Below are 26999 nucleotides of genomic sequence, written 5' to 3'. Positions count from 1 at the left end.
ATGCGCGAAAGCCTGCTCACTCCGTCGCTCTCGCTCTCCGCAGCGCCAGCTGCCAAGCTGTACTCGCTGCAATCGTCCTTTGTGCTGGCGTTTTTCGGCGGGCCGTTTGCGATCATCCTGTATTCGGCGCTCAATTCCTGGAAGCTCAGGCGGCCGCTCGACGCACTGGTCTACCTGGCCGGCCTGGCGCTGGGTGTAACTTATCTCGTCGCCATGCTGACCCGGTATGCGCCGCTCGTGAGCCTGATCGATGTCATCGGCAACAGCGCGGGCGAGGCCTTGTGGCGCGCGCTGGCGCTGGCGTTGACTGGCATTGTGTATCTCCTGCACCGCAAGCAACACCGTTCCGCCGCCTTGTTCGGCGCCACGGCGCCGTCGCCATGGATTCCGGCGATTGCCTGCGCCGTCCTGGCGTACGGCATGAAGAAAGCGGTGCAGTTCTACGTTGTGGCTGGCCTCGCATGAACGACCACCTTGTGTTATCGGTGCGCGATTACAGCCGGCGCGTGCAGGGCTTGATCGAGCGCAACCGCTATGCGCAAGCCCGCGATGAGCTGGGCGAGGCGCTGGCCCAGTATCCCGACGACAGCGACTTGCTGTATGGCGCGGCGCTGGTCGATTACCTGACCGGCAAACCGGAGGACGCTCGCGAAGCCTTGCTGCGCGTGCTCAGCCGCGAGCCCGGCCATTTCGCGGCCCGCTCCCTGCTCGCCACCGTGTACCAGGACAGCGGCGAACTGCCTGCGGCCGAATTGGTGCTGATCGAGCTGCTCAGGGATTACCCGGAGTCCGGCCATCATTACGCGCGCTACGCCATGCTGATGTACCGCACCATGCACATCGACAAGGCCAAGGCGCTGGCGCACGAAGCGCTGCGCCTCGATCCGGACGATGAACTGGCCCTGATCGCCTGCATGATGGGCGACCTGATCGATGGCCGCAAAGGCGCCGAGCAGGAGCGCCTGGCCGCCTTGATGGGCCGCCATCCCGAAAGCGCGGGCACGGCCCACATGCTGATCACCCACCTGGTGCGTCGCGGCAAATACCGGGCCGCCAAGCGGATTGCCATCGAACTATTGAAACTCAATCCAGGCTCGCGCGAGATCCTCGAGTTGGTGGTCGAACTCGACGCCCTGAGCCACTGGAGCATGTTGCCGCTGTGGCCGTTCAATCGCTGGGGCTGGGCGGCATCGGTCGTCTTGTGGGTGGTGACGGTGGCCGTGTTCAGTGGCGCCGGCAAGATTGCCCCGCATATCCTCGGTCCGCTCAATATCTTCCTTCTCGGTTATTGTGCGTACTCCTGGATTTTCCCCTCTTTGCTCAAGCGCTGGCTGAAACGCCGCGCAGGAATTTGATGACCATGACTATGTCGCGTGAACAATACGAAGCGTCGCTGGTAAGCGATCCGTTTAACACTGCCAACCGGCTCGGCTATGCCCGCCTCTTGCTCGACGAAAACGATGCCGCCGCCGCGCTGGTGCAGTTCGAGCTGGCCGAACGGCAGTCGCCCGGTGCGGCCGCCTCGAGCGGCAAGGCGCAGGCCTTGCTGGCGCTGGAGCGCAACAGCGATGCGCTGGCCGCCTACGGCCGCGCACGCCAGCAGGATGGCTTCGTGCCGGTGCCGGCGCTGGAACAGTTGCAGCAGAGTGCGCGTCCGGCTTCCGGGCCGGCGCTGTCGCTGGTGGGGCAGGGCGCCAACGTGGTGCCGCTCAAGCCGCAAGCGCCGGACCAGGTGCGCTTTGCCGACGTGGGCGGGATGGAAGACTTGAAGAAGATGTTGCGCCTGCACATCATCGAGCCGTTTTTGCGGCCGTCGCTGTTTGCCAAGTTCAAGAAGCAGGGCGGCGGCGGGATCTTGCTGTACGGCCCGCCCGGCTGCGGCAAGACCATGATCGCGCGCGCGATTGCCAACGAGTGCAATGCCTCGTTCGTGTCGGTCGGCATCAGCGAAGTGTTGAACATGTGGATGGGCGAGAGCGAGCGCAACCTGGCGCAACTGTTCGAAAAGGCGCGTGCGCAAAAACCGTGCGTGCTGTTTTTCGACGAACTCGATGCGCTGGCATTTTCGCGTTCCAAGGCTCAGAGCGAGCACAGCCGCACGATCGTGAATGAATTCTTGTCGCAGCTCGACGGTTTCGAGCGCGACAACCGCGACGTGCTGTTCCTGGCTGCGACCAATATGCCGTGGGATGTGGACCAGGCGATGAAGCGCACCGGGCGCTTTGCGCGCCAGCTGTTCGTGCCACCGCCGGATGCCGAAGCGCGCAAGCACATCATCAACATCAAGCTGCGCGAGGTGCCGGTGGAAGGCGTGGATATCGATGCGCTGGTGGCGGCGACCCCGCATTTTTCGGGCGCCGATATCGATGGCGTAATCGACCTGGCCAAGGAAAGCGCGATTCACGATATTTTGTCGGGAAATCCGGAACGGCCGATCGGGCCGGCAGATATTGCGTATGCCTTGGATGCGATGCAGCCATCGACGGTGGAGTGGCTGAAAACGGCGCGCAATCTGGTGCGCTACGCGGGCAGCGACGACAGTTATCGCGACGTGGAAAAGTATCTGAAGAAGACCAAGTTCATTTGATCTTGCGCCGTCCCCGCGCCGCCGGGCGGGGACGGCAACTGCATTACTGCGCTACCGCCAGCTCTTTTTCGGCCCGCACCAACTGCCGGTTCACCGCACTGAGCACCGCCTTGAACGAGGCCGTCACAATATTGCTGTCGATCCCCGCGCCGAACATGGTCGGACCATTCTCCAGGCGCAATTCCACATAACACGCGGCCTTGGCATTCGCGCCCGAGCCGATTGCATGCTCGTGGTAATCCATCAGCTTGATATCGAGTCCCAGCGCATTGACGAACGCATCGATCGGCCCGTTGCCGCCACCCTGCAAACTCAGGCTGGCCTGGCGGTGCGCCAGGGTGATATCGATCTGCACCGGCTCGTCGTTGCTGCTGTCTTCCACCATCTTGTGGGCGCTGTACGCGTACGGGCTGGCCTGGTCAAAATACTCGCTGCAAAAGATCGCATGAATTTCCTTGGCCGCAATCTCGCGGCCGCTAGCGTCGGCCACCGCCTGTACCGCCCGGCTGAACTCGATCTGCAAGCGGCGCGGCAAGCTCAAGCCGAATTCCTGTTCCAGCAGATACGCCATTCCGCCCTTGCCGGACTGGCTGTTGACACGAATCACCGCATCGTAGCTGCGTCCCAGGTCGGCCGGGTCGATCGGCAAATACGGCACTTCCCACAAGGTATTTGGCTTCTGCTGGGCAAAGCCTTTTTTGATCGCATCCTGGTGCGAACCGGAGAACGCCGTAAACACCAGGTCGCCCGCATACGGATGGCGCGGATGCACGGGCAGTTGGTTGCATTCTTCCACCACCTGGCGCACGGCATCGATATCGGAGAAATCGAGCCCCGGATGCACGCCCTGGGTGTACAGATTCATCGCCAAAGTGACGAGGTCGACATTGCCGGTGCGCTCGCCGTTGCCGAACAGGCAGCCTTCGACCCGGTCGGCGCCCGCCATGATGGCCAGCTCGGCCGATGCCACCGCCGTCCCCCGGTCGTTGTGCGGATGGACGCTGATGATCAGCGAATCGCGCCGCGCCAGCTTGCGCGACATCCATTCGATCTGGTCCGCGTACACGTTCGGCGTGCTGCATTCCACGGTGGAGGGCAGGTTGACGATCATCTTGTTATGCGGCGTCGGCTGCCAGATATCGCTGACCGCGTCGCAGATGTGCTTGGAGAAATCCAGTTCCGTGGTCGAAAACGATTCCGGCGTGTATTCGAAACCCCAGTCCGTCTGCGGATGCTGCTTGACCAGTTCCTTGACCAGCTTGGTGCCGCTGACGGCGATCTCGGTAATCTGCTCGCGCGTCATGCCAAACACCACCTTGCGGAACACCGGCGCCACCGAGTTATACAAGTGCACGATGGCACGGCGCGCGCCGACGGCGGAATCGACGGTACGGCGGATCAGTTCGTCGCGCGACTGGGTCAGCACGATGATGGTCACGTCCTCGGGAATACGGTCTTCATCGATCAGCTTGCGCACGAAATCGAAGTCGGTCTGGGAAGCCGATGGAAAACCGACTTCGATTTCCTTGAGGCCAATCTTGACCAGCATCTCGAAGAAACGCAGCTTTTTCTCCGGGCTCATCGGCTCGATCAGGGCCTGGTTACCGTCGCGCAGGTCGGTGCTCATCCAGATCGGCGGACGGGTGATGGCGTTATCCGGCCACTGGCGGGCGGACAAATTGACTGGAGGGAAGGCGCGGTATTTCGACGACGGATTCTGCAACATCATGGGGTACTCCTGTTTGGCGAAAGCGGATAAGGGCCGGGCGGCGGTGTGGCGACAGGCTGCCGGGCGGCCACGGATATACGCTAGGCCAGGCAACCGATCGGTAGCTTTAGCAGTAGAAACTGAATGAGGGAGACGGATGCGAACATGGGTCGTGCTTTCCTGGGGTTTTACAACTTCGCCGGCGGGGGAGCCGGGCGGCGCACTGCGGGTAAATTACGCGCGTGCAGCTAGTAGCGTCGCTAGCGATAGCGCGCCAGCGAGCAGGGGGAAAGACGACAGGTGCAGGGAGGAAGACATGAGTCAACTGTACGCCAGGCCGCGCCGGCTTGTCAAGCGCTGATGTGCAACGCCCGCAAACCGCCGCCGCCCAGCCAGGCCGCCGACGCTAAAGATCGAGAAACATGTCGAAGCCGCCGTAAATCATGCGCTTGCCGTCGAAGGGCATGTCGGTGCCCTTCATGAAGTCGGCCATGCGCGGGTCTTTCATGACCTTGTCGTTGACTTCATCGCGATGGGCGCGCGATTCGTACACGATCCAGGAAAACACCACGGTTTCGCCCGGTTGCAGATTGACGCTTTGGGGGAAGGAGGTGAGCTTGCCGGGTTTGACGTCATCGGCGATGCATTCGCGGTATTGCAGGGCGCCGTGTTCGCGCCAGATTGCGCCGCAGGTCGCCGCCATGGCGCGGTAGCTTTCGAGATTGCTGGTGGGGAGGGGAAGTACGAAACCATCGACATAAGCCATCATGTTCTCCTGTAGCTGTACAAGGTGGGTACGACAATCGATCATACCCGTCCCGCAGCCGCAGGGCCGCACCATACCCCAAAAAAATCATCGGCCTTGCATCTTGTCTTTTCCAGGCGGGGCGATGGCATGCGTGTTGCTGTTTTGCCGACAAGGACGCCATTGTTGGCTTATCTTTATGCTAATTCATTGCGTAAACATTGTAGAATTGCATGTCATTTCAAGACGGTGAAACATGCGCCGTTTCTAACCAATTTCAAGGGAAATCCATGCGTTTTGTAACTGCAGCAATGGCATTATCGATGGCGTGTTCGCTCGCTTGCGCCGCAACGGCGAATGCCGCCCCGGCCGCGCCCGGTCAAAACCTGATCGTCAACGGCGATGCCGAAGCCGGCGCCGGCTCGAGCGATGGCGGCACGGTCACGCTGCCGGGCTGGAATGTCAGTGGTGGCCTGACCTCGGTCAAGTACGGCGCCAGCGGCGGTTTCCCTGGGCCGGCCGACGCCGGTCCGCAAAACCGCGGCAAGAACTTTTTTGCTGGCGGCGTCAATACGCCGGCATCGCGTGCGGTCCAGGTGATCGACCTGGGCGGCTACAGCGACGCCATCAACGGCGGACGGTCGCAATTCGACCTGTCCGGCTGGCTGGGCGGCTACGCTTCGCAAAGCGACAACGCCACCTTGACCGCCGTGTTCCGCGACAAGAGCGGCAATACCTTGTTCAGCCAGAGCCTGGCGCCGGTCAGCGTGAGCGACCGTGGCGGACTGAGCAGCCTGGTATTTCGTGAGAGCCATGGCTTCATTCCAGTAGGCAGCACGCTGGTCGACATCGTGCTCGACATGAAGCGGGTCGAAGGCAGCTACAACGATGGCTATGCCGACAACCTGTCGTTCTCGGTCGCCGCTGTGCCCGAGCCAAGCAGCTGGGCCATGCTCGGCGCCGGCCTGGCCATGCTGGGCTTTGTCGCGCGCAAGCGTCGCCAGTCCGCCTGACGCGCCCCGGGCTGCCCAGGCCGCGCCTGGGCAGCCTTACGCCGCGACCTGCACGCGTGGCGCGCCCTGCGTCATTTCGCCGATTACGGCGGCGCTCTCGAAGCCTTCGCGCGCGAACAGCGCCAATACCTCGTCCACGCTGCCCGGATCGCACGACACCAGCAGTCCGCCCGAGGTTTGCGGGTCGGTCAGCAGGTTATGCTGCGCCGCGCTGATGCTCGGCGAGAGCGTCACGTCCTTGCCGTAGGCATCCCAGTTGCGCCCCGAGGCGCCGGTAAAGTAGCCATCGTGCGCCAGTTGCTCCACGCCCGGCAGCAGGGGAATCTGCGACATGCTCAGTTGCGCCGTCAGTTGCGCGCCGCGCGCCAGTTCCAGCAGGTGGCCCAACAGGCCAAAGCCGGTGACGTCGGTCAGCGCATGCACGCCTTCCATCTCCGAGAGGGCCTTGCCCGGTTTATTGAGCTTGGTGGTATTGGCGATCATGGCGGCATAGCCTTCCGGTCCCAGCACGTCTTTCTTGAGCGCCGCCGAGAGCACGCCCACACCCAGCGGTTTGCCGAGAATGAGCACGTCGCCGGCACGCGCGTCGGCGTTGCGCTTGACCTTCGACGGATGCACCAGGCCCAGCACCACCAGCCCGTAGATCGGCTCGACCGAATCGATGGTGTGGCCGCCGGCGATCGGAATGCCCGCTTCGGCGCACATGACCTGGCCGCCGCGAATGATCTCGCCGATGGTCTCGATCGGCAGTTTATTGATCGGCATGCCGACCAGCGCCAGCGCCATGATCGGCGTGCCGCCCATCGCGTACACGTCGGAAATGGCGTTGGTGGCGGCGATGCGGCCGAAATCGAACGGGTCGTCGACGATCGGCATGAAGAAGTCGGTGGTGGCGATCAGCGCCTGTTCGTCATTGAGCTTGTAGACGGCGGCGTCGTCGGCGGTCTCGATCCCGACCATCAGTTCCTTCGGCAGCGGGAAACCGCCCGAGTTTTTCAGGATCTCGGACAGCACGCCCGGCGCGATTTTGCAGCCGCAGCCGCCGCCATGCGAAAACGAGGTGAGTTTGATGGGGGTCTCTGGGGCATTGCTCATGATCGGTGTCCATTTCGGTAAAGGGCGGGTCAGACCAGATTATCCACCAAGTCGAGCACACTGGCGCGCTCATGGCTTGGGGCGAACAAGGCGGCGCGCGCGTCGCACTGGCGCCGCAGCAGCGCATGGAAGGCTTGGTCGTCGATGCAGCGGTCAATCAGGCTCGCCAGCGCGGGGGCGTCACCCGGCGCAAAATAGCCCGCATAGTCCTCGCCCAGCATGCCCCGGTTGCCGCTGATATCGCTGGCCAGCACCGGCACCGCGCTGGTGACGGCTTCGATGATGACGTTGGCGCCGCCCTCCATGCGCGAGGCGATCACCATCGCGTGGCAGCGCTTGAGGCGCTGGCGCGCCGCGCCGTGCGCCAGGTTGCCCAGCCACTGGTAGCGCGGGTCGGCCGCCGCCGTGGCGCGCGCGGCCTCGCCCAGCGCGGCATCGAGCGCCCCGCCGATGTGCAGCAGGCGGGCCGTGGGACTGGTGACCAGGGCGCTGGCGCGCATGAAGGTGAGCGGATCTTTTTCAGCGCGCAGGTGGCCGATCATGCAGATGTCGGCATGGCGCCGTCCGGGCGCGTGGCGGTGCGGGGCCAGCGCCGGCGCGGACTGGTAAATCACGCGCGTCTTCGCATGCAGGGCGGGGGGCAGCAGGGCCAGGCCGGCGCTTTGCAGCAGCACCAGCGCGCTGGCGTGCCGCAGCGAATCCTGGGCCTCGGCGCAGGTGGCGATGTCGCGATACAGGTCGGTCCCGGTCAGCACCAGCACCGAGGGCCGCTGCGGGCAGGCTTGGGTAAACGCGGCCAGGGCCCCGGCCGAACGGCGCGCGTGCAGGGCGATGAGCAGGTCGGGCGTGGAATCGGATGGCTGCCATCCGGGGGCGATGGCGACCCGGTAGCGCGCGCGCAGGAAGTGCGCCCAGCGGCTGGCGGTCTGCCAGTTGCCGTTGTTTTCCTTCGCCGAGGCGGGACTGACGATCAACAGCTGTTTCTTCACGCAGCGCCGCCTTTGAAAAAGTCGTTACAATCGACGCCATGAACTCAATCAATGCATCGTTCCGGCACGCCAGGCCGCAGCCGCTGGCCGAGGCGCTCCAGAGTGCCCGAAATTATACCCTTGGCCTGTTCGACTGCTTCGCCGCCATGGGTTACGACAGCCTGGCGCGCGTGCCGCACATCGCCACCATCAATCCGCCGCTGTGGGAGCTCGGTCACACGGCATGGTTTGCCGAGTGGTTCATCCTGCGCGAAGCGACCTCGAGCCACCCGGCCGACGCCGCCCGCCATTCGCTGCTCACGCGCGGCGACGACTGGTTCGATTCGAACACCGTGCCGCACCGTTCGCGCTGGACGCTCGACCTGCCCGGCGCCGGGGCGCTCAAGACCTACTGCCACGAAGTGCTCGACCGCACGCTCGACAAGCTCTCGCGCGAGGCCGGCGTCGACGAGGCATTGTATCCTTACCGGCTGGCGCTGGCGCACGAAGACATGCACGGCGAAGCGTCCCTGTACACCCTGCAGACGCTGGGCGTGCCGGTGGCGGACCGGCTGCTGCCGGCGCAATTGCTGTGCGGGCCGTCGTCCGAGATCGCCTATCCGGGTGGCACGCTGGTGCAAGGCAGCGCGCAGGAGGGCGGCTTCGTGTTCGACAACGAGCGCCAGGCGCACCCGGTGTACGTGGCGCCGTTTCGTATCGATGCGGGCCTGGTGACGAATGCGCAGTTTGCCGACTTCGTGGCCGATGGCGGCTACCAGAACCGCCAGTACTGGAGCGCGGCCGGCAGTGCGTGGCTGATGCGCCAGGAGCGCTCGTCGCCGCGCTACTGGCAACGCGACGGCGACCAGTGGCGCACGATGCGCTTCGGGCGCTTGTCAACGCTGGCGCCGTCCGAGCCGGTGCGCCATGTGTGCCTGTTCGAGGCGCAGGCGTATTGCGCGTGGGCCGGACGGCGTTTGCCGGGCGAAGCGGAGTGGGAGTACGCGGCGCTGTCGGGACAGGCGGGGTTCGGCTGGGGCCAGTTGTGGGAGTGGACCAGCAGCGCGTTCGAGCCGTATCCAGGTTTTGTGGCGGACCGCTACCGCGAGTATTCGGCGCCGTGGTTCATGACGCACCAGGTGCTGCGCGGGGCTTCGTTTGCCACGCCGTCGCGCTTTGCGTCGGCGCGCTTCCGCAATTTTTTCATGCCCGGGCGCGACGATATATTCTGCGGATTCCGCACCTGCGCGCTATAGGTGTTGCCAGGACCATCTGCCGGACGAAAAAAAACGGCTGCCGAAGCAGCCGTTCTTGAATCAGTCGTTACAGCGAACGATTAACGGTCGCCGTACGAGCTGCGGGTGCGCTCGGAGGCCGGACGCGGGTTCGAACCCTTGTAGCCGCCGCCGGCCGCGCCTTCCTTGCGCGGAGCGCCCGGTTTGCTGAACGTACGCTGGCCTGGCTTGGCGCCGCCGCGGTTGTCGCCTGGTTTCCAGGTGCCTGGACGGGCAGCCGAACGTGGCGCCGACGCGGTTTTCTTCGGCTCGAAGCCTTCGATCACGTTGACCGGAATGAGCTGCTTGGTGAAGCGCTCGATACGCTTGACGTTCATGCCTTCGGCATGGTTCACCAGCGAGATCGCCAGGCCATTGCGGCCGGCACGGCCGGTACGGCCGATACGGTGCACATAGTCTTCTGGGAACTTCGGCAGATCGTAGTTGAACACGTGGGTGATGTTCGGGACATCGATACCACGGGCGGCAACGTCGGTCGCCACCAGCACGCGAACCTGGCCGCGGCGCAGGCCGTCGAGGGTACGGTTACGCGCGCCTTGGTGCATGTCGCCATGCAGTGCGGCAGCCGAGAAACCGGCGATGTTCAGGCGGTCGGCGATGGTGTCGGCGTCACGCTTGGTGGCGGTGAAGACCACTGCCTGGTCCAGCGTTTCGTCGCGCAGCAGATGGTCGAGCAGGCGGTTCTTGTGCGACAGGTCGTCGACGAAGTGAACGCGCTGCACGATGTTTTCGTGCTTCGAGGCCGAACCGGCGATCTGGATGACCATCGGGTCGGTCGTGATGCGGCGTGCCATGTTGCCAACCATGCCGTCGAGCGTGGCCGAGAACAGCATCGTCTGGCGGTTTGCAGGCGTGGCGGCGATGATCTTTTCGATGTCGTCGATGAAACCCATGTCGAGCATGCGGTCAGCTTCGTCCAGCACCAGGATTTCGAGTTCCGAGAAATCGATCTTGCCCGATTCCATGTGGTCGATCAGACGGCCAGGGGTAGCGACCAGGATTTCCGGGTTGCGTGCCAGCAGTTGCATCTGTTTAGGATAAGGCATGCCGCCCAGGATCGATACCGCCTTGATACGGCGGATCTGGGTGCCGTATTTTTCGGTTGCGCTGGTCACTTGCAGGGCCAGTTCGCGGGTCGGGGTCAGCACCAGCATTTTAGGCTGTGCAGCTTTGAAACGTGGACGCTCGCCGCGGGCACGCGCATTTTGCGCTTCCTGGGCTGCATTCTTGGACGCCTGCGATTGCTCGGCAACGGCGAATTTGTGAAGTGCTGGCAGCATGAATGCTGCGGTCTTGCCGGAACCGGTCTGCGACGACACCAGCAGGTCGCGGCCGCTGATGGCGGCAGGAACAGCTTGCTCCTGGACTGGGGTCGGAACGGTGTAACCGGCATCGGTTACTGCTTTTACGATAGACGCGTGGAGGCCTAATGCTTCAAAACTCATTATGTTTTTTTCTTTCGGTATAGATCAGCGCCCGAGCACATGCTCCGAGCGCAAAATAGCAACGCCAACCAACACAACGAAATGACTCAGGATGAAAGAAATTTCGGCACAAAAGCTTTGCGCCGGGACGGTGTCAGGTGCGACACACAAGGCGGGAGGGCTTTATTGAGGGTATCCGTGGGATACGCCTAGGCTTGCGAAGCTGCTAGTTTTACTTCTTTGTTACTGCTAAGGGCCATCGCTTCAGACTGATTGCGAGAAACGTATTGCAGCGCACAAACAACACTATACAGTAGTTTCACTGTACTTGTATAGGTAAATCCGAATAGTGTGTATGGAAGAACTGGATTTACTGAAGAAGTCTTGGTAGATAAACCGTCGCCCGCAAAGCGGGACGGGGCGGGTGCGATGGACGCACCCGCCGGCGAAAATCAGCCGCCGCGCCGCTTGTAGCGCGAGGATTCGTTGCTTGCCGACTTGGTGTTGCGTGCCGAGACGCGCGTTTTCAGTGCGGCGACCTTGCCCTTGATGCGTTCCGCATTGGTCTGCTTTTCAGCGCGACCGCCACGGCGACCGGCGCGTTCGGCTTCGAAGGCCATCACCGCGTTGTCGACGACATGCTCGGCGATATCGGTCTGCACCGAGGTCGAGATTTTCGGCACCAGGATCGTGGAGCCGGCCTTCAGGCGGGTTGACGCCGGAATATTGTTAGCCTGGCGAATCACTTCCGGCGTGGTGCCGAAGCGCGAGGCCAGCGAAGCGATGCTGTCCTTGGCGCCGGTAATCTTGTGCGTGGTCCAGGTCGACAGGGAACGGCCCCATTGCGCCAGGTTCAGGTGGAACTTTTCCGCATTTTGCTGCGGCAGCAAAATCTTGGTCTGTTCGCCGCCGGTGATGACCGGGCGGTTGAACTGTGGATTGAGCGCCTTGAACTCTTCGACCGACAGTTCGGCCAGCTGGGCCGCGATGGTCAGGTCGATGTCGCTGGTCTTGTCGACTGCGGTGAAATACGGCGAATTGTCGATCACCGGCAGCGACACGTGGTACTGGGCCGGATTGGCGATGATGTTCTTGACCGCCTGCAGCTTCGGCACGTATTCGCGCGTTTCGGCCGGCATGTGCTCGTACAGGCTTTCGTAGTCGGTCGGCTTGCCGAGCGCCTGGTTTTTCTTGATGGCGCGCTGGACATTGCCTTCGCCCCAGTTATACGCGGCCAGGGCCAGCGGCCAGTCGCCGAACATGCCGTACAGGCGCTGCAGGTAGCTCAGCGCGGCGTCGGTCGAGGCCAGTACGCCGCGACGCTCGTCCTTGAACATGTCTTGCTTGAGGTTGAAATCCTTGCCGGTGCCGGGCACGAACTGCCACATGCCGGCGGCGTTGGCCTTGGAATAGGCTTGCGGATTGAAGGCCGATTCGATAATCGGCAGCAATGCCAGCTCGGTCGGCATGTTGCGTTTCTCGAGTTCCTGGACCACGTGGAACAGGTAACGCGAGGCGCGCGCCGAGGTGCGGGCGATATAGTCGGGACGGGTGCTGTACCACTTGACGTGCTTGGTAACAAGCTCGTTTTCGATATCGGGAATGGCGTAACCGGTGCGGATACGGCCCCAGACATCGGCTTCCTTGTATTCATCGGCCTTGGTGGCCGATAAGGGCTGAAGCGGGGCTGGCGCTGGCTTGGCAGTCGGGGCGAGCGGCGCGACGTTGGTCGAAACGGTGTCGACCGCGTGGCTGAGCGCAGGCGCGAGCATCAGAACGAGGACTGCAAGTGAAGTGGTACTGCGTGTCGTTTTTTGCATAGCGTTCCATTGTTGGGTCCGAAAACTGCTGGACAGACGAATAGATAAGGTCGGAGTGTACGTACCACTTCTTGTTTGAGTCAAGTCAAATAACTGTGTGCGGGGCAAAAATTTTGATAACACTTCCAACCAATATTGTTGCATAGGAAAAGACCAATTGCCGGGAGTATGCCTTAAAAATGCCAGGATGCTATCAGTGTATGGACGGGATCGCTTCAGATACTCCCAGGGGGTATGCATGATTTTCTCCTATGGCGGACCGGCGCCGGAGAGCGCAGCGCGGGGTCGTCGGGACAGGGCGCGGTACGCCGGGGGATAATACCAAAACCGGGGCGCCGCCGGCGTGCGCGGCGGATCGGTCGTCGGGCTCTAAACTACTCGCGCACGCGCTGGCACCTATGAGGTGGCGCAAAGAGTGCGTACAATTTGGGTTTTGCACCATGAAAGCATGACATGAACACCCCCAATCTGAACGCCGACGATGAGCAGATCATTGCTGCTACCCAACAATGGCTGGAAAAGGCCGTCATCGGGCTCAATCTCTGTCCGTTCGCCAAGGCCGTTCATGTGAAAAAGCAGGTGCGCTACGTCGTCTCGAGCGCTACCTCGCCGGAAGTCTTGCTCGAAACCTTGATGAATGAGCTGCAATTGCTGTCCGATACCGATCCTGAAGCCATCGACACCACCTTGCTGATCCATCCATTCGTGCTGGGCGACTTCCTCGACTACAACGAGTTCCTCGATGTGGCCGATGCCGCGCTGGAAGACATGCAACTGGACGGCGAACTGCAGGTGGCCAGCTTCCATCCGCAATACCAGTTCGCGGACACCGATATCAACGATATCAGCAACTTTACCAACCGCGCCCCGTACCCGATCCTGCACCTGCTGCGCGAAGACAGTATTGAGCGCGCGGTCGAGGCTTTCCCGGAAGCGTCCGAGATTTTCGACAAGAATATTGAAACCATGGAAAAACTCGGCCATGACGGTTGGGATGCGCTCGATGTCGGCCCCGCCAAGTGAGGGTGGCATGAAGCCACCGGAACGGCCGGACACGCCCTGTGTCGCGGTCTGTTCGACCACGTTCGACGAGATCTGCCGCGGTTGCGGACGCAGCGTGGTGGAAGTGGCGCACTGGGTGTCGATGAGCGACGCCGAAAAGGAAGTGGTGTGGGTCCGCATCCTGGCGCAAGGTTACCCGCGCCGCAATACCTGACCGGGCGGCCGCCGGATAACAAAAAGGGGAGCCGCGCGGCTCCCCTCACTATATATATGTACGCGGCTTAAAACGCGCCGATAAAATCCTTCTTGCCCACTTCCACGCCGTTATGGCGCAGGATCGCGTACGCGGTCGTGGCGTGGAAATAGAAGTGCGGCAGCGCGTAATGCGCCAGGTACACCTGGCCCTTGAAATGCTTGGCGTTGGCGCCGCTGCTGGTGCTGATGTCGCGCTGGGCGCTCGCTTCGATGCCATCCTGCGGCAAGCCGTTGATGAAAGCGAGCGTCTTGGCGATGCGGTCCTTCAGGTCGGCGAAGGTCTGCTCGGTATCGTCATAGCGCGGCACGTCCACCCCGGCCAGGCGGGCGCAGCAGCCCTTGGCGAAGTCGGCCGCAACCTGGACCTGGCGCAGGAAAGGGAACATGTCCGGATACAGGCGCGCCTGCAGCAGGGCCGCCGGCTCGATCTTCTTCTCGGTGGCGTGGGCTTCGGCCTTGTCGATGATGGCCGACAGGCTGGTCAGGATTTGCTTGAAAACGGGCACCGAGGCGTCGTACATGGAAAAAGTCATGGGGAATCCCTGTTAGAAAAGTGCTGCGATGATAGCAAGTTGGCGCGATTCGCGCTGAAGCGCCTGCCGTTTGCCATGCGTCATGTCGTCCAGGACGCTGAATGCACCTTCGCGCAAGCATGAACGTCAACTGGTTTTCGCGGCGTCGGTAAAACGCCTCATCCCCCGTACTTTTGATGACTTGCCGGGTGCTTCCGTGCATAATTCCGTATAGCAAACTTTTATTGTCTAACTTATCATTCAGGCATCCCCCCGTATGCGATTCCATTCCCTGCATGCTTAGCACGGCCTACCAACGTTTCCGTACCAAGCTGGGCAAGCTGTACGGTCTGTCGATCTATGGCGCGCTGATGCTGGTCGTCGTCGGCGGACTGGTCATTCCCGCCATGATCGGCAGCTATGTGCTGATCGCCGTGCAGGAGCGGGCGGCGGCCAAGGCGGTGCTGAACGAGTCGCTGCGCCGCAACGCCGACATCCTGGCCCTCGGCATGCAGGAGTCGCTCTGGAACATGAACGCCGAATCGGCCCAGTCGCTGGTCGAATCGGTGATGCGCGATCCGTCGGTGCTGCATATCCAGGTGATCGGCCAGGCCGACGCCCAGTTCATCAACATCCACTCGGCCCAGCGCCCGGCCGGCCAGATTTACCGCGCCGAACGCGACATCCTGGTGCGCGGCGAGCGCATCGGCGTGGTCGTGGTCGAGATGGACGACGCCCGCAGCCAGCAGGAATTGCGCGGCAAGCAGTCCAACTACGCTTTCGTGCTGGCGTTCCAGCTGACCATCTCGCTGGTGCTGATCGTGCTGTTCCTGAACAAGCGCTTGCTGGTGCCGCTGCGCCAGCTGATGAAGTTTTCCGACCGCCTCTCGCACGGCGACTTCGAAACGCGCCTCGAGCTCGAAGGCAGCGATGAACTGGGCCGCCTGGCCAAGCAGATGGAGCAGATGCGGGTCGCCATCAAGCATCTGTTCGAAGATATCGGCCGGCGCGAGGAGCGCTTTCGCACCATCGTCACCCAGGTGCCGGGCGCGGTGTTCCGCGTGCGTCCGGGCGGCTCCATCGATTTCGTCAGCGACGCCATCGAAGACATCTCCGGCTACGCCGCCGCGCTGTTCATGCGCAGCACCACCGACGCCTGGTCGGACCTGATCTGCCCCGAGGACCGGCGCCTGCAAGGCCGCACCGTGCGCGAAGCGATGAGCAGCGGCCGCCCGTACCAGATCGAGTACCGCATCATCGATGCGACCGGCGTCGAGCGCTGGGTGTCCGAGAACGGCCAGCCGCAGGCCGCCGCCAGGATGGAGGATTCGTGGGTCGATGGGATCATCTCCGACATCAGCGAACGCAAACACAACGAGATGCGCATCGCGGCGCTGCTGACCGAGCAAAGCGCGATCCTCGACAACGTCATGTTCGGCGTGATGTTCGTGCGCGAGCGGCGCATCGTGTCGGTCAACCGGCGCTGCGAAGACCTGTTCGGCTACGCCAGCGGCGAGATGACGGGCAAGCTGGCCGACATGATGTATCCGAGCCACGACGAGTTCCTGCGCGCGGGCGAACGCCAGTACGCGGCCCTGGCCGACGGCAAGGACTACAACGAAGAACGCCAGTACATGAAGGAAGACGGCACCGTGTTCTGGTGCCGCGTGAGCGGCTGCGCGCTCGACCCGGCGCGCCCCAACGGCGGCAGTATCTGGGTGTATGCCGACGTCACCGAGCGGCGCGAGGCCGAAGAGATGCTGCGCCTGTCGGCCACCGTGCTCGAACATATCGCCGATGCCGTGATGGTGATCGACGTCGAACTGGAAATCGTCGCCGTCAACCCGGCCTTTACCCAGATCACGGGCTTCACCGACATCGAAGCGGTGGGCAAGAACGTGCGCCTGACCCGCTCGGGCACCGAAGCGCAGGCCGTGTACGAGCAGATGTGGGCCGAACTGGGCGAGCACGGCTTCTGGCGCGGCGAGCGCTGGGACACGCGCAAACATGGCGAAACCTACCTGCAGTCGCTCACCGTGTCGGCGGTGCGCGACAATCACGGCGTCACCACGCACTACGTGGCGGTATTTAGCGACATCACCAAGGTCAAGGAATCGCAGGAGCAGCTCGATCACATGGCGCACCACGATTCGCTCACCGCGCTGCCCAACCGCCTGCTGTTCCACGACCGCCTGCACCATGCCTTGCAGCGCGCCGCGCGCGACAACCAGCAACTGGCGGTGCTGTTCATCGATCTCGATCGCTTCAAGAACGTCAACGACACGCTCGGCCACCACGTCGGCGACGAGCTGCTCAAGCAGGTCGCGGCGGCCCTGCAGGGCAAGCTGCGCGAAGGCGACACGCTGGCGCGCCTGGGCGGCGACGAATTCATCGTCCTGCTCGAAAACGTGGCCGGCCAGGTCGGCGCCGGCCTGGTGGCCGAAAAACTGATGGCCATGTTCGAGCAGCCTTTCATCATTTCCGATTACGAGTTGTTCGTCACCGGCAGCGTCGGCATCAGCGTGTTCCCGGACGATGCGGCCGACCTGACCATGTTGATCCGCAATGCCGACGTGGCCATGTACCAGGCCAAGGCGCGCGGGCGCAACGGCTACCAGTTCTATGCGCCGTCGATGACCGGCGAAGGGGTCGAGCGCTTGCGCCTGGAAGCGATGCTGCGCCGCTCGATCGACAAGAACGAGATCTTCCTGAACTACCAGCCGCAGGTCGAAATCGACAGCGGCCGCCTGATCGGGGTCGAGGCGCTGGTGCGCTGGCACAATCCGGAGCTGGGCAACGTGACGCCGGTGCGTTTCATCCCGCTGGCCGAGGATACGGGCTTCATCAACCAACTGGGCAAGTGGGTGCTGGAAGAAGCCTGCCGCCAGATGATTCGTTGGGAACGCGCCGGCCTGCACGTGGCGAAGATCGCGGTCAACCTGTCGGTCAAGCAGTTCGAGCGCGGCAGCATCGTCAACATGGTGGCCGACATCCTCCAGGAGACCGGCCTGGCGCCGCAGCGCCTGCAGCTGGAAGTGACCGAGTCGGTGATCATGAATACCGGCGACGCGCTGGTGTTCATCAACGACCTGCATTCGATCGGCGTGGGCCTGGCGATCGACGATTTCGGCACCGGTTACTCGTCGCTGGCCTACCTCAAGCAGTTGCCGGTGCAGACCCTGAAAATCGACCGCAGCTTCATCAAGGATATTTCGACCGATGTGAACGACGAGGCGATCGCGATCGCCATCATCCAGCTTGGCAAGAGCATGAATTTGTCGGTCATCGCGGAAGGCGTCGAGACCGAGGAGCAGGCCGCGTTTTTGCTGCGCCACGGTTGCAACCAGGCGCAGGGCTACCTGTACAGCCGCCCGGAACTGCCCGAGTCGATCCTGGCGCGCTGGCACGCGCCCGCGCGCCTGCCTTCGTAAGCAGCACCGTCGCGGCGCCGCGCGCATGCTACAGTGCGACTCCCCACGCACGCCATGAGAATGCAATGAGCCAGAGCACACCGAAGAGCAAGACCCGTCGCCGTTTTTTGCTGGGCGGCCTGGCCGCCGGCGGCGCGCTGGTGGTGGGCTGGGGCGTGCAGCCGCCGCGCCAGCGCCTGCACGGCGCGCAGCCATTGGCGCTGGTCGGCGGCGCCGTGGCCCTGAACGGGTGGGTGGCGATCGCGCCCGACGGAACTGTTTCGGTGGTGGTGCCGCGCTGCGAGATGGGGCAGGGCGTCAACACCGCGCTGCCGATGCTGCTGGCCGAGGAACTCGACGTGCCGCTGGCGCAGGTGCGCATCACCCAGGCGCCGATCGATAAAATCTTCAGCAACCTCGAAGTGCTGCGCGAGACGCTGCCTTTCCATCCCGACGACCGTGGCAGCGTCAAGGAAGGCGCGCAGTGGATGCTGGCCAAAGTGGCGCGCGAGATGGGCATCATGATGACGGGCGGATCGAGCAGCATCAAGGACGCCTGGCTGCCGATGCGCGAAGCCGGCGCCGTGGCGCGCGCCATGCTCATTGCCGCCGCCGCGCAGGAGTGGGGCGTGCCGGCCGCGCAGTGCAAGGGCACGGCCGGTTTCGTGGTGCATTCGGGCGGCAAGCGCGCTTCGTACGGCAGCCTGGCCGCCAAAGCGGCGGCGGCGGGCTTGGCGATCGGCGCGGACGATGTGCGCCTCAAGGAGCCGGGCGAATTCACCCTGATCGGCACTCCGCAGGCGCGCCGCGATTCGCCGGCCAAGGTCAATGGCAGCGCCATGTTCGGGATCGATGCGCGTCCACCGGGCATGCTGTATGCGGCGCTGACGATGTCGCCGGTGGTCGGCGGCAAGGTCGCCTCGTTCGACGCCGCCGCGGCGAAGGCGATGCCGGGCGTGGTGGCGGTGGTCGGCCTGGCGCCTCCGGCCAGCCACAAGACCGGCGCCGGCGCCGGCGTGGCGGTGATCGCCGATTCGTACTGGCGCGCGCGCCAGGCGCTCGGCGCGCTGGCCGTCAAGTGGGACGAGGGCGTCAACGCCAGCCTGTCGAGCGCCGATATTTTCAGGCAGTTCGCCGGCGCCCTCGATACCGAGTCGGGCTTCACCTACTTTGAGAGTGGCGACGTGGCCGCGGCCAAGGGGGCGGTCAAGACCATCCGCGCCGAGTACCGGGCGCCGTTCCTGGCGCATGCGACCATGGAGCCGATCAACTGCACCGCGCAGGTCGCGGGCGGCAAGGTCAGGCTGTGGGCCTCGACCCAGGTGCCGAGCATGTGCGTCGACATGGCGGCCAAGGTGGCCGGCGTGGAGCGCGCCGACGTGTCGGTCGATGTGCTGCTGCTGGGCGGCGGCTTCGGGCGCCGGCTGGAAGTGGACATGGTGGGGCAGGCGGTGGCGCTGGCCATGGCGGCCGGCGGCAAGCCGGTGCAGCTGATCTGGTCGCGCGAGGACGACATGACGCACGATGTCTATCGTCCGGCCGCGCTGGCGCGCTTTACCGGCAGCGTGGATGCGCAGGGCCGCATCGTCAGCTACGACAACAAGTCGGCCAGCGGCTCGATCGGCCACCAGTATTTTCCGCGCAACCTGGGCCTGCCAGGCGTAGGTCCGGACAAGACCACGGCCGAAGGCGAGTACGACATGCAGTACGAGATCGAGCACCAGCGCGTGGTGCACGTGATCGTCGACAGCGCCGTGCCGCTCGGGTACTGGCGCTCGGTCGGGCACTCGCACAACGCCTTTTTCAAAGAGAGCTTCATCGACGAACTGGCGCATGCGGCCGGGCAGGATGGGGCGCCGTTCCGGCGCGCGCTGCTGGCGCGCCATCCGCGTCACCTGGCGGTGCTCGACGCGGCGCTGGCCAAGGCCGGCGTGGCGCCCGCGGGTCGCGCGCACGGCGTGGCGCTGCACCAGTCGTTCGGCAGCATCGTGGCGCAGGTGGCCGAGGTGTCGGTGACGGACAAGCAGATCCGCGTGCACCGCGTGGTGTGCGCCATCGATTGCGGGCTGGCGGTCAATCCGAACATCATCGCGCAGCAGATGGAGTCGGCGGTGGTGTTCGGCCTGTCGGCCGCGCTGGGAGGCGAGATCACCCTGAAAAACGGGCGCATCGAGCAGGGCAATTTTGGCGATTATCCGGTGCTGCGGATCGACAGCGCGCCCGAGGTCGAGACGGTGATCATCAAGAGCGCCGAGCCGCCCGAGGGCGTCGGGGAGCCGGGCACGCCGCCGATCGCACCGGCCGTGGCCAATGCGCTGTTCAAACTGACCGGGCAGCGCTTGCGCAGCTTGCCCTTGCGCCTGGCCTGAGGGTGGCCGCCGGCGCGCCGGCCGACAATGGCGCGGCTTGGGCGCTTCAGCGGCCCGTGCGCGCCGGCGAACGGATCTTCTTCGCCGGCCTGGCCTTGCCAGCCGGCGCGGCGCGCGCGGGCGCCGTGTCGTACTCGGCGAAGTACGCTTTCTCGAGCCGTTTTTTCATTTCCACGATCTGCGGCGAGACCAGCATGTCCTCCACAAGGCGCGCCTCGGCTAGTTCAAGCCTGGCCCGTTGCGCGGCGCGCACGGGATCGTTCTGGTCCTCGATCAGGCCGGCGATGTCCGCTTCGCTCAGTTCGGCCGCCATCATGCGTGCTTCGATGGCGCTCACTTCCTCGAATGTGATTTCGGTGCGCAGCGCCGTGGCATAGCGCCGTATCTCGACTGCGATGTCGGCCAGGTCCTTGTTTTCCGTGGTCGAGAACAGGTCGTGCGCGCGCGCTTCGACCCCGGCCATGTTGCTGGTGAATTCTTCGCGCGCGCCCGGCCAGTTCAGCATGAGTTTTTGCGCCAGCGCTTCTTTCGGGGTGGGCGGGGCCGGGGGCGTGACAGGCGCCGGCGGCAGATTGTCGAGCACGCGTATGCGGATTTCTTCCACGCGCCGGGCCAGGTGGGCAGCGACCGCCGCCGGCTGTTTCAGCAGCGCGGGCCCGACCTTGTCGATGTAGACCTGGCCGCGCGGGCTTTGCGCCTCGGCGATCAGCGCCTGCACCTCCGATTCTTGCAGGACCGCTTGGTAACTGCCGAGGGTAATCGGTTCGATCACATTCCAGCCGAGATACTCGCGGGTGATGGCGGCCATGCGCTCGAAGCGCGCCTTCAGTGTCGCTTTATAGGCCGCATCCTGCTCGTTTTGCCACTCGCGCGCATCGAGCGCCAGCATCGCCTCGACTTCCGCCGCGTTTTTCTGTTCGAACCTGGCAATCGCGAAGTAGCGTTGCAGGCTCTCTTTGGTGGCCGGTTCGGCGTGCGCCGCTTGCGCCATGGCCAGGGTGAAGACCAGAGCGCTGGCGGCGTAGCGCACGGCGCTGATGATCGATGCGTGCATGGTGGCTTTCGATAGGGCGGTAAAAAATCGGGGCGTGGTTGGCGCTGCGCTTACATGCTGTTCATCAGGCGCTGCTGGAATTTCCGCTCGGCTTTGCGCAGCTTGCGCAGTTGCTCGCCGCGCTGAGGATGCCGGTTGTCGTCGATCAGCAGGGCGATTTCATCGGCGGTCAAGACGCCGCCCAGCAGGCGCGCCTTGAGCAGGGTGACGTTGTCGAACGAGAGCTGCGTTTTCATGTCGGCCAGGGTGCGCGCCAGAAGCGCCTCGCCGGCGGCGTCGTCACCGGCGTCGATCGACAGGCCCATAAGATCTTCCAGCGCCGCCATGTCGTCCTCGAACGCTTCTTTTTCGCCCGGTACGCCGCGCAGATAGGTCAGCAACAGGGCTTGCTCCGGCGCCGCCGGCGGCAGCGCGGCTGCGGGCGCCGCCGGCGCCGGATTGCCGGCGATGCGGGCAAACGTGGTCAGCAAGTACTTCTGGACAGCCGGCAACTGCCTGATCATGGCCGGGTTCAGTTTGCGGTAACGCACTTGCCCGGCCGGGGTGCGCGCATGCGCGATCAAGGCCTTGACTTCGCCCTCGCTCAGGTGCGCCTGGTAGCTGGCAATGGCGAGCGGCTCGACCTTGCTCCAGACCATGCGCGTGCGCATGCGGGCGTTGAAGTCGTCCAGCACGCCTTTTTGAGCGGCCTTTCTCAAGGGATCGCTTTCGGCCTGCCATTCGTCTTCCTGGGCTTGCGCGAGCGCTTGCATGGACGTGCTCATCTGGTGCGCCATGCCGGCGGCCTCGAAATAGGCGCGCAGGCTAGCCTTGCTGGCCGGGGCCGCCTGCGCGACCTGGGTCAGCATCACAGTGGCCAGGCAGGCTTGCGCCAGCAGGCGCCAGATGGCAGCGACACGGGTGTGCACTGCCTGGTTCCGCTTAGCGCTCGGGCAACGATTACCTTCCATTTGCCAGCCTTACCTGGCGTATCCATTGGTTGGAGACGGGGAGGAACAGCAGGATGGTCCCGGCCAGCGAAACCAACTGGCTGAACGTGGTCAACGCGCCGTACGCCGACGAGATGGCGAACGCCATTCTCAGGGTGGTGTAGGCATTGAGAAAGCCGAACACGGCGATCGCCGTCCAGATCCAGCGCGCCACATTCGAACCGCGCGCGATGAAGTAGAGTACGACCAGCATCAGGACGATGCCGAACACAAGGCCACCGAAGGCCAGCTTCTTCATCAGCCCCTCGCCCAGCAGGGCGTTCTGCATGGCGAACATGTCGGGCAGGTAGATGACCGTCAGGATCATGCCGAGCACGGCGTTGAGCAGGAACAGCGCAACGGCCAGCGAGATGGTGCGCGGGCGCGGCGGGATCGCCACCGGCGCCGCCGGTGCGCCGCTCATGCCGCCCGGCGGCGCGTAGGGATGGTAGGGCTGGCCGTCGGCCGGGACGGCTGTTGCTGCGGCGGCGCCGGAGGCCGGATGGAGGCGCGGATTGTTGCGAATTTCCTTGATCCGGCGGAACCACGCATTGCACGATGGCGCAAACAGCATGCAGGAGAGCACGAACAGGATCAGGTACACGGCGCATTTGAGCAGCGCCGCATCCATTGAGTAGGTAAACATCAGCATGAGCGTGCCGAGCGCGACCAGAAACCCCACCAGCATGCACACGATCAGCCAGACCCAACGCGCCCAGTTGTGCCCGAAGGCGATCAGGGCCAGCACGCCGATCATGAAGGCCGAGATGAACAGCGAACTGTTGAGTTGGCTGCTGCGCAAGGCATCGACCGGGAGCTTGCCCGCCTCCGCCGAACTGCTCAGGGAGGCAATCCGCTCGGACATGGTCGCCAGGTCGATCGCGGTCAGCGCCACGATGCAGATGGCGATGAGCAGCAGCAAGGTCAGCAGCAGGCCCGGGCGCGGCGTGGCGACGCCGTACGCGGCGGCGTTCTGGACGAAGCCGCCGGAAGTGCGGGCGTCTGGGGAGGACTGTGGCGTCATGGAGTTCTTTTCAAGGATGGATGTTTGACCGGCGTCGCTATCCGTGGTCGGCACGCCGGGTCGGGTAAAGCCTTGTGTCAGTGCTTGCCTCGATTACTTCAGGAAGGTCGCCAGCGGCAGCTTGGTGTCGCAAGCGAGCTTGGCCGCCTTGGCCTTGGCCAGCCAGGCCGCCGATTCGTCGGCGTTGGCGGCGACGCCCTCGCCATGGCGCAAGGCGCGGGCGTAGCGGCACTGGCCTGGGGCATGCGCCGCCTCGGCTGCCTGCTTGTAGAGCGCCACCGCTTTCTCGCGATCGGCCGGGGCGCCGCGTGTCATGAACAGCATGTCGCCCAGGTTCACGGTGGCGTCGAAGTTGCCGCCTTCATGGGCGCGCTCGAAATATTCGCGCGCCTTCTTGACGTCCTTCGGCAGGTTCTTGCCGTTCTTGTAGAAGGTGGCCAGGTTGTTGAGCGCGGCCGGATTGCCCTGGCGCGCGGCGCGTTCGTACCAGGCGACGGCGCGGCGCAGGTCGGCCGGGCCGCCGCGACCGAATTGGTACATCACGCCCAAGTGGTGCTGGGCCTGGCTGTCTTCGCCAGCCGCGGCCAGGGTCAGCCACTGGCGCGCCTTGGCGTAGTCGCGCGCCACGCCATCTTCGCCGGTCAGGTAAATCATGCCGAGAATCGACTGGGCGCGTATGCTCGGCGTATCGGCCTGGGCCGCCTGGAGCAGCAGTTTCAGGCCGCCGGGACCGTCGCGCGGGACGTCCAGCCCGAAGAACAGGGCCTGGCCGGCATAGAAGGCGCTGTTGGCGTCGCCCAGGCCGGCGCCCTGGCGCCACAGGCGCAGCGCCTCAAGCGGGTCCTTGGCGACGCCGGTGCCGTTGGCGTAGCGTACGCCGAGCGCCAGATACGCGTCCGGATAATTGGCGGCGGCCGCCTTGCGCGTCCAGTCGAGCGAGCGGGCGCTGTCGGCCGGCACGCCGAGGCCGTCGCGCAGCATCAGGCCGATGTTAAATTGCGATTCGGCGTGGCCTTGTTCGGCCAGCGGCAGCCACTGGGCATAGGCGGCGGCGTGCCGCTTGGCGGTCGAATGCTCGAGCCCGAGGTCGCGCCGCAGTTCGCCTTCTTCGGTCAGCTTGCCGTTCGATACCAGGATGCCGTACTGGGCCGACGTCTTGGCGGCGGGGTCCGTGCTCGGCAAGGCGCCGCAGCCGGACAAGATGAGGGCGGCAGCCACGCTGGCGAAAAGGGGGCGGAGGGCGATGGTCATGGGATGGATGCTTGGCTGTAAGGGTAAATGATTATTTGCTGAGGCTGTCGGCGGCGACGCGGTCGAGCTTGCGCAGGCGGGCCAGAGCGGTGCGCCGCGCCGGCTGGTCCTGGCGCAGGCTGTGCAGCACCACCAGGCTGGTCCAGGCGTTGGCCGACTTGGGATCGAGCGCGACCGCCTTGTTCAGGGCGATCAGCGCCTTGCCGAAATTGCGCTTTTGCAGGTAGCGCACGCCCAGCCCGTGCCAGGCGGCGGCGTAGGTCGGGTCGAGCCGGATCGCGCGCCGGCTGGCGTTGACGGCGTCGTCGATGCGCCCGATCGAGGCCATCGAATTGCTCATGCCGTGCCACACGGCCGGATCGTCGGCGCGCTGCCGCACGGCGTTGCGGTAGACCTGCAGCGCATAGGCGTACTTGCCCTGGGCGTGCAGCAGGGTGGCCAGCGCGACGGCGGTGTTTTCACGGGCCGGGGCCAGTTCCAGCGCCTTGCGGTAATCTTGTTCGGCTTCGCTCATCTGGCCCAGTTTTTCGTGCACCGTGCCCAGCGTGTGCCAGGCGAAGCTGCTCGATGGATCGAGTTCGATCGCATTCAGCAGGGCGCTGCGGGCCGGCTGGTACTTGCCGGACGCGGCCAGCACCGCGCCCAGGTTTTCGGCCACGGCCGGCAGGGTCGGGTCGGACTTGTGGGCGCGCTCGTAGTAGCCGATGGCGGCCTCGCGCTTGTCGCGGCTGCTGGCGATGATGCCCAGTTCGTTGAGGGTCTGGGCATCGTCCGGCGCCAGGGCCAGCGAGCGCTTGAGCGAGACTTCGGCCTCGGCCGACTTGTCGAGGTGGTGCTGGGCCTTGCCGAGGTAGTACCAGGCGCGCGCCGAGCCGGGATTGCTGCGGGTCCAGGCGCGCGCCAGCGGCAGCACGTCGGTCCAGCGCTGCTCGAGCACGAGGGCGGCGATGGTGCTGTCGCCCAGGCTGTCGATCTGGGCGCGCACGGTGTCGTCCGCGGGCGGCTTGGGTTCTGCGCCGTGGGCGCCGAGCGAGAAGGCCAGGCAGGCGGCGGCGATCGAGGTTTTCAACAGGGCAGTGCGGGCGGAAAGAAGCATGGTGTCAGCGGGCGTCGGATGAATTGAAGGACAGGTTGATGCCTGGCCTGGTGTTTTTCTTGGGAAGCTTGAAGTCTTTCCTGAAACTCAGGTAAGCCGGCGTTTTCATGATCTTGGCAAATTCGGGATCTTGGTCCAGGTCCAGCTTGCGCAGGTCGGCGCGGGCCAGGGTGTCGAACAATTGCGGCTGGTATTTGTTTTTGGTGAGGGCGTTGGCCTTCAGGTAGACCGTGGCGCGCGTTTCGTAGAAATTGTCGAGCACCGAATCGTCTTCGATTGGCGAGACGGTCTCGAAACATTGCTCGATCTGGGAGATGGCTTCTTCATGCTGGGCCAGCGTGGTGGCGACCGCGCTCTGTTCGTAGGCCAGCATGTTGTGGCAGGCGCGGCGCGCGGCGCGCACCACGTTGAACTCGGCCAGGTAAGGCCAGTCGTTGGAGGCGAGCACCTTGACGGTGCGGCGGCAGCTCTCGACGGCCGCTTCCTGCTCGCCCATTTCGTAGAGCGAGAAGCGCTTGAAGTCGAGCACGTAGGCCCATTGCGATTTTTCGCCGTAGGCCGGGTCGACCTTGGTCAGCGCTTTTTCCAGCTCCAGCACTTTTTCCTTGACGCTGGCGTAGCGCTTCTCGCTCATGGCCTTCTGGGCCGCCTTCATCTGGGTGTCGAAATAGTCGTCGAATTTGTCGTCGCCTGCGGCCAGCACGGGGCCGGTCAGGGTGACGGTGAGGATCAGGCTGAGGAGTCGGTTAGCGTTCATTCGGGCGCGGAAGTGATCCAATCCGGCAGCGGTTGTGCGCACCAGCAGGCTGTTGCCGGCGTCGCTCCCGATGTCGTTTTAGAAGAGTTTCAATAATTACACGGAGGGACGACAGAATACCAGTAAAAGGTGCTCTAAGGACAATCTTCGTGCAAGTGCAAGGTTGCGGCTAGTGCTGGAAGGGGGCTGTGGCGCGTTCGGGCGTAAAAAATCCCCGGCTGGCGGGGAGGGCGCTGACTGTGCGGGAGGGCGCGGTTAGTGGATCCATTTGCCGGCGGCGAAGGCGACGCCGGCCAAGGTGACGGCAGTGCCGATAAACCATTTGAGTAGCCGCACTTCCAGCGCCGCCAGGTCTTCCTTGGTGACGTAATTGGAACGGATGACGGCGACATCGCGCTGCACCTCCGCCAGTTCGTCCTTGGCCGTGTAATTGGAACGGATGACGGCGAGATCGCGCTCCACCGCGAAAAGACGCTCGAGAATTTTTTCCACAGCCAACTCAAGTTTGATCATGCGGGCTTCCATGAGGTCCATTATCTGCGCTTTCGAAAGAGTGATCAACCAGGACATGCCATGGTGTGTCGTCCCGCTTCGGGTGCTGTTGACTTGACTCAAACGTGTTCGGGGTTCGCAGCGCCGCAAGTGA

At 64.1% G+C, this 26999-nt stretch carries 23 protein-coding genes; 9 read left to right on the top strand and 14 right to left on the bottom strand.

Translation table 11 applies throughout. The features are described 5' to 3' along the window. Genes F0185_RS11410 through F0185_RS11400 form a run of 3 tightly spaced genes read left to right on the top strand, consistent with a single transcriptional unit; the run spans position 1 to position 2587 of the window. A complete protein-coding gene (locus F0185_RS11410) occupies positions 1-465 on the top strand; it encodes a hypothetical protein (RefSeq protein WP_167224447.1) in 465 nt (154 codons plus the stop codon). Next, positions 462-1355 carry a tetratricopeptide repeat protein gene (locus tag F0185_RS11405; RefSeq protein ID WP_167224445.1) on the top strand — a complete coding sequence of 298 codons (894 nt, stop codon included), beginning with the start codon at positions 462-464 and terminating at the stop codon, positions 1353-1355. Before F0185_RS11410 ends, F0185_RS11405 begins: the two co-directional genes overlap by 4 nt. Further along, positions 1355-2587: an ATP-binding protein gene (locus tag F0185_RS11400; protein WP_223164494.1), complete on the top strand. Its 1233-nt coding sequence runs from the start codon at positions 1355-1357 to the stop codon at positions 2585-2587. The genes F0185_RS11405 and F0185_RS11400 overlap by 1 nt, the downstream gene beginning before the upstream one ends. Before the next feature lie 43 nt (positions 2588-2630). Here the strand turns inward: F0185_RS11400 and leuA are convergent, their stop codons facing one another. Continuing rightward, on the bottom strand, positions 2631-4316 hold the full coding sequence (leuA, locus tag F0185_RS11395) for a 2-isopropylmalate synthase (protein WP_167224441.1): 1686 nt from the start codon (positions 4314-4316) through the stop codon (positions 2631-2633). 385 nt (positions 4317-4701) lie between these two features. Beyond that, positions 4702-5064 carry a DUF1428 domain-containing protein gene (locus F0185_RS11390; protein WP_223164493.1) on the bottom strand — a complete coding sequence of 121 codons (363 nt, stop codon included), beginning with the start codon at positions 5062-5064 and terminating at the stop codon, positions 4702-4704. Positions 5065-5330: 266 nt separating this feature from the next. Between F0185_RS11390 and F0185_RS11385 the strand changes: the two genes are divergently transcribed. Beyond that, positions 5331-6053 carry a PEP-CTERM sorting domain-containing protein gene (locus tag F0185_RS11385; protein ID WP_167224437.1) on the top strand — a complete coding sequence of 241 codons (723 nt, stop codon included), beginning with the start codon at positions 5331-5333 and terminating at the stop codon, positions 6051-6053. Between the two features lie 36 nt (positions 6054-6089). Here F0185_RS11385 and selD read toward each other — a convergent pair whose 3' ends face one another. Beyond that, positions 6090-7148: a selenide, water dikinase SelD gene (gene selD / locus F0185_RS11380; protein ID WP_167224435.1), complete on the bottom strand. Its 1059-nt coding sequence runs from the start codon at positions 7146-7148 to the stop codon at positions 6090-6092. A 29-nt stretch (positions 7149-7177) separates the two neighbouring features. Continuing rightward, on the bottom strand, positions 7178-8137 hold the full coding sequence (gene senB / locus F0185_RS11375; protein WP_167224433.1) for a selenoneine biosynthesis selenosugar synthase SenB: 960 nt from the start codon (positions 8135-8137) through the stop codon (positions 7178-7180). A 38-nt stretch (positions 8138-8175) separates the two neighbouring features. Between senB and senA the strand changes: the two genes are divergently transcribed. Continuing rightward, entirely contained in the window at positions 8176-9372 is a 1197-nt protein-coding gene (gene senA, locus F0185_RS11370; RefSeq protein ID WP_187362495.1) for a selenoneine synthase SenA, read from the top strand. 80 nt (positions 9373-9452) lie between these two features. On the opposite strand, the gene F0185_RS11365 is transcribed toward senA, so the two are convergent. Then, positions 9453-10856, bottom strand: a complete 1404-nt coding sequence (locus tag F0185_RS11365; RefSeq protein WP_166885884.1) for a DEAD/DEAH box helicase — start codon at positions 10854-10856, stop codon at positions 9453-9455. A gap of 431 nt (positions 10857-11287) precedes the next feature. Continuing rightward, positions 11288-12607 (bottom strand): transglycosylase SLT domain-containing protein, encoded by a 1320-nt coding sequence (locus F0185_RS11360; RefSeq protein ID WP_229476929.1) that lies wholly within the window; start codon positions 12605-12607, stop codon positions 11288-11290. A gap of 501 nt (positions 12608-13108) precedes the next feature. On the opposite strand from F0185_RS11360, the gene F0185_RS11355 reads away from it, so the two are divergent. Both F0185_RS11355 and F0185_RS11350 read left to right on the top strand, forming a co-directional pair. Next, positions 13109-13678: a DUF1415 domain-containing protein gene (locus F0185_RS11355; protein ID WP_167224429.1), complete on the top strand. Its 570-nt coding sequence runs from the start codon at positions 13109-13111 to the stop codon at positions 13676-13678. A 7-nt stretch (positions 13679-13685) separates the two neighbouring features. Next, positions 13686-13871 carry a DUF1289 domain-containing protein gene (locus F0185_RS11350; protein ID WP_229476918.1) on the top strand — a complete coding sequence of 62 codons (186 nt, stop codon included), beginning with the start codon at positions 13686-13688 and terminating at the stop codon, positions 13869-13871. A gap of 67 nt (positions 13872-13938) precedes the next feature. On the opposite strand, the gene F0185_RS11345 is transcribed toward F0185_RS11350, so the two are convergent. Beyond that, positions 13939-14445, bottom strand: a complete 507-nt coding sequence (locus tag F0185_RS11345) for a DUF1993 domain-containing protein (protein ID WP_167224425.1) — start codon at positions 14443-14445, stop codon at positions 13939-13941. 275 nt (positions 14446-14720) lie between these two features. On the opposite strand from F0185_RS11345, the gene F0185_RS11340 reads away from it, so the two are divergent. Together F0185_RS11340 and F0185_RS11335 are read left to right on the top strand one after the other, a co-directional pair. Further along, on the top strand, positions 14721-17855 hold the full coding sequence (locus F0185_RS11340; protein ID WP_167224423.1) for a bifunctional diguanylate cyclase/phosphodiesterase: 3135 nt from the start codon (positions 14721-14723) through the stop codon (positions 17853-17855). 65 nt (positions 17856-17920) lie between these two features. Next, positions 17921-20203, top strand: coding sequence for a xanthine dehydrogenase family protein molybdopterin-binding subunit (locus F0185_RS11335; protein WP_167224421.1), 2283 nt, complete (start codon positions 17921-17923; stop codon positions 20201-20203). Between the two features lie 46 nt (positions 20204-20249). Here the strand turns inward: F0185_RS11335 and F0185_RS11330 are convergent, their stop codons facing one another. The 7 genes from F0185_RS11330 to F0185_RS11300 all read right to left on the bottom strand — a co-directional run bounded on the left by F0185_RS11330 (position 20250) and on the right by F0185_RS11300 (position 26923). Further along, on the bottom strand, positions 20250-21257 hold the full coding sequence (locus F0185_RS11330) for a hypothetical protein (RefSeq protein ID WP_167224419.1): 1008 nt from the start codon (positions 21255-21257) through the stop codon (positions 20250-20252). A gap of 50 nt (positions 21258-21307) precedes the next feature. Continuing rightward, positions 21308-22165 (bottom strand): DUF2059 domain-containing protein, encoded by an 858-nt coding sequence (locus F0185_RS11325; RefSeq protein WP_167224417.1) that lies wholly within the window; start codon positions 22163-22165, stop codon positions 21308-21310. Positions 22166-22196: 31 nt separating this feature from the next. Then, positions 22197-23249, bottom strand: coding sequence for a hypothetical protein (locus F0185_RS11320; RefSeq protein ID WP_167224415.1), 1053 nt, complete (start codon positions 23247-23249; stop codon positions 22197-22199). Between the two features lie 93 nt (positions 23250-23342). Then, positions 23343-24500: a tetratricopeptide repeat protein gene (locus tag F0185_RS11315; protein WP_167224413.1), complete on the bottom strand. Its 1158-nt coding sequence runs from the start codon at positions 24498-24500 to the stop codon at positions 23343-23345. Between the two features lie 31 nt (positions 24501-24531). Beyond that, positions 24532-25596 carry a tetratricopeptide repeat protein gene (locus tag F0185_RS11310; RefSeq protein WP_167224411.1) on the bottom strand — a complete coding sequence of 355 codons (1065 nt, stop codon included), beginning with the start codon at positions 25594-25596 and terminating at the stop codon, positions 24532-24534. Positions 25597-25600: 4 nt separating this feature from the next. After that, positions 25601-26353 carry a hypothetical protein gene (locus F0185_RS11305; RefSeq protein WP_167224409.1) on the bottom strand — a complete coding sequence of 251 codons (753 nt, stop codon included), beginning with the start codon at positions 26351-26353 and terminating at the stop codon, positions 25601-25603. Between the two features lie 255 nt (positions 26354-26608). After that, the gene (locus F0185_RS11300; RefSeq protein WP_167224407.1) at positions 26609-26923 is read right to left on the bottom strand and encodes a hypothetical protein; all 315 of its coding nucleotides are present in this window, start codon (positions 26921-26923) and stop codon (positions 26609-26611) included. Between the last annotated feature and the right edge of the window lie 76 nt (positions 26924-26999).

Source organism: Massilia rubra (assembly GCF_011682065.1).
Taxonomy (GTDB): Bacteria; Pseudomonadota; Gammaproteobacteria; order Burkholderiales; family Burkholderiaceae_D; genus Telluria_A; species Telluria_A rubra.
Note: the sequence above shows the minus strand (reverse complement) of the source record. Positions and strands in the feature narration are given on the sequence as shown.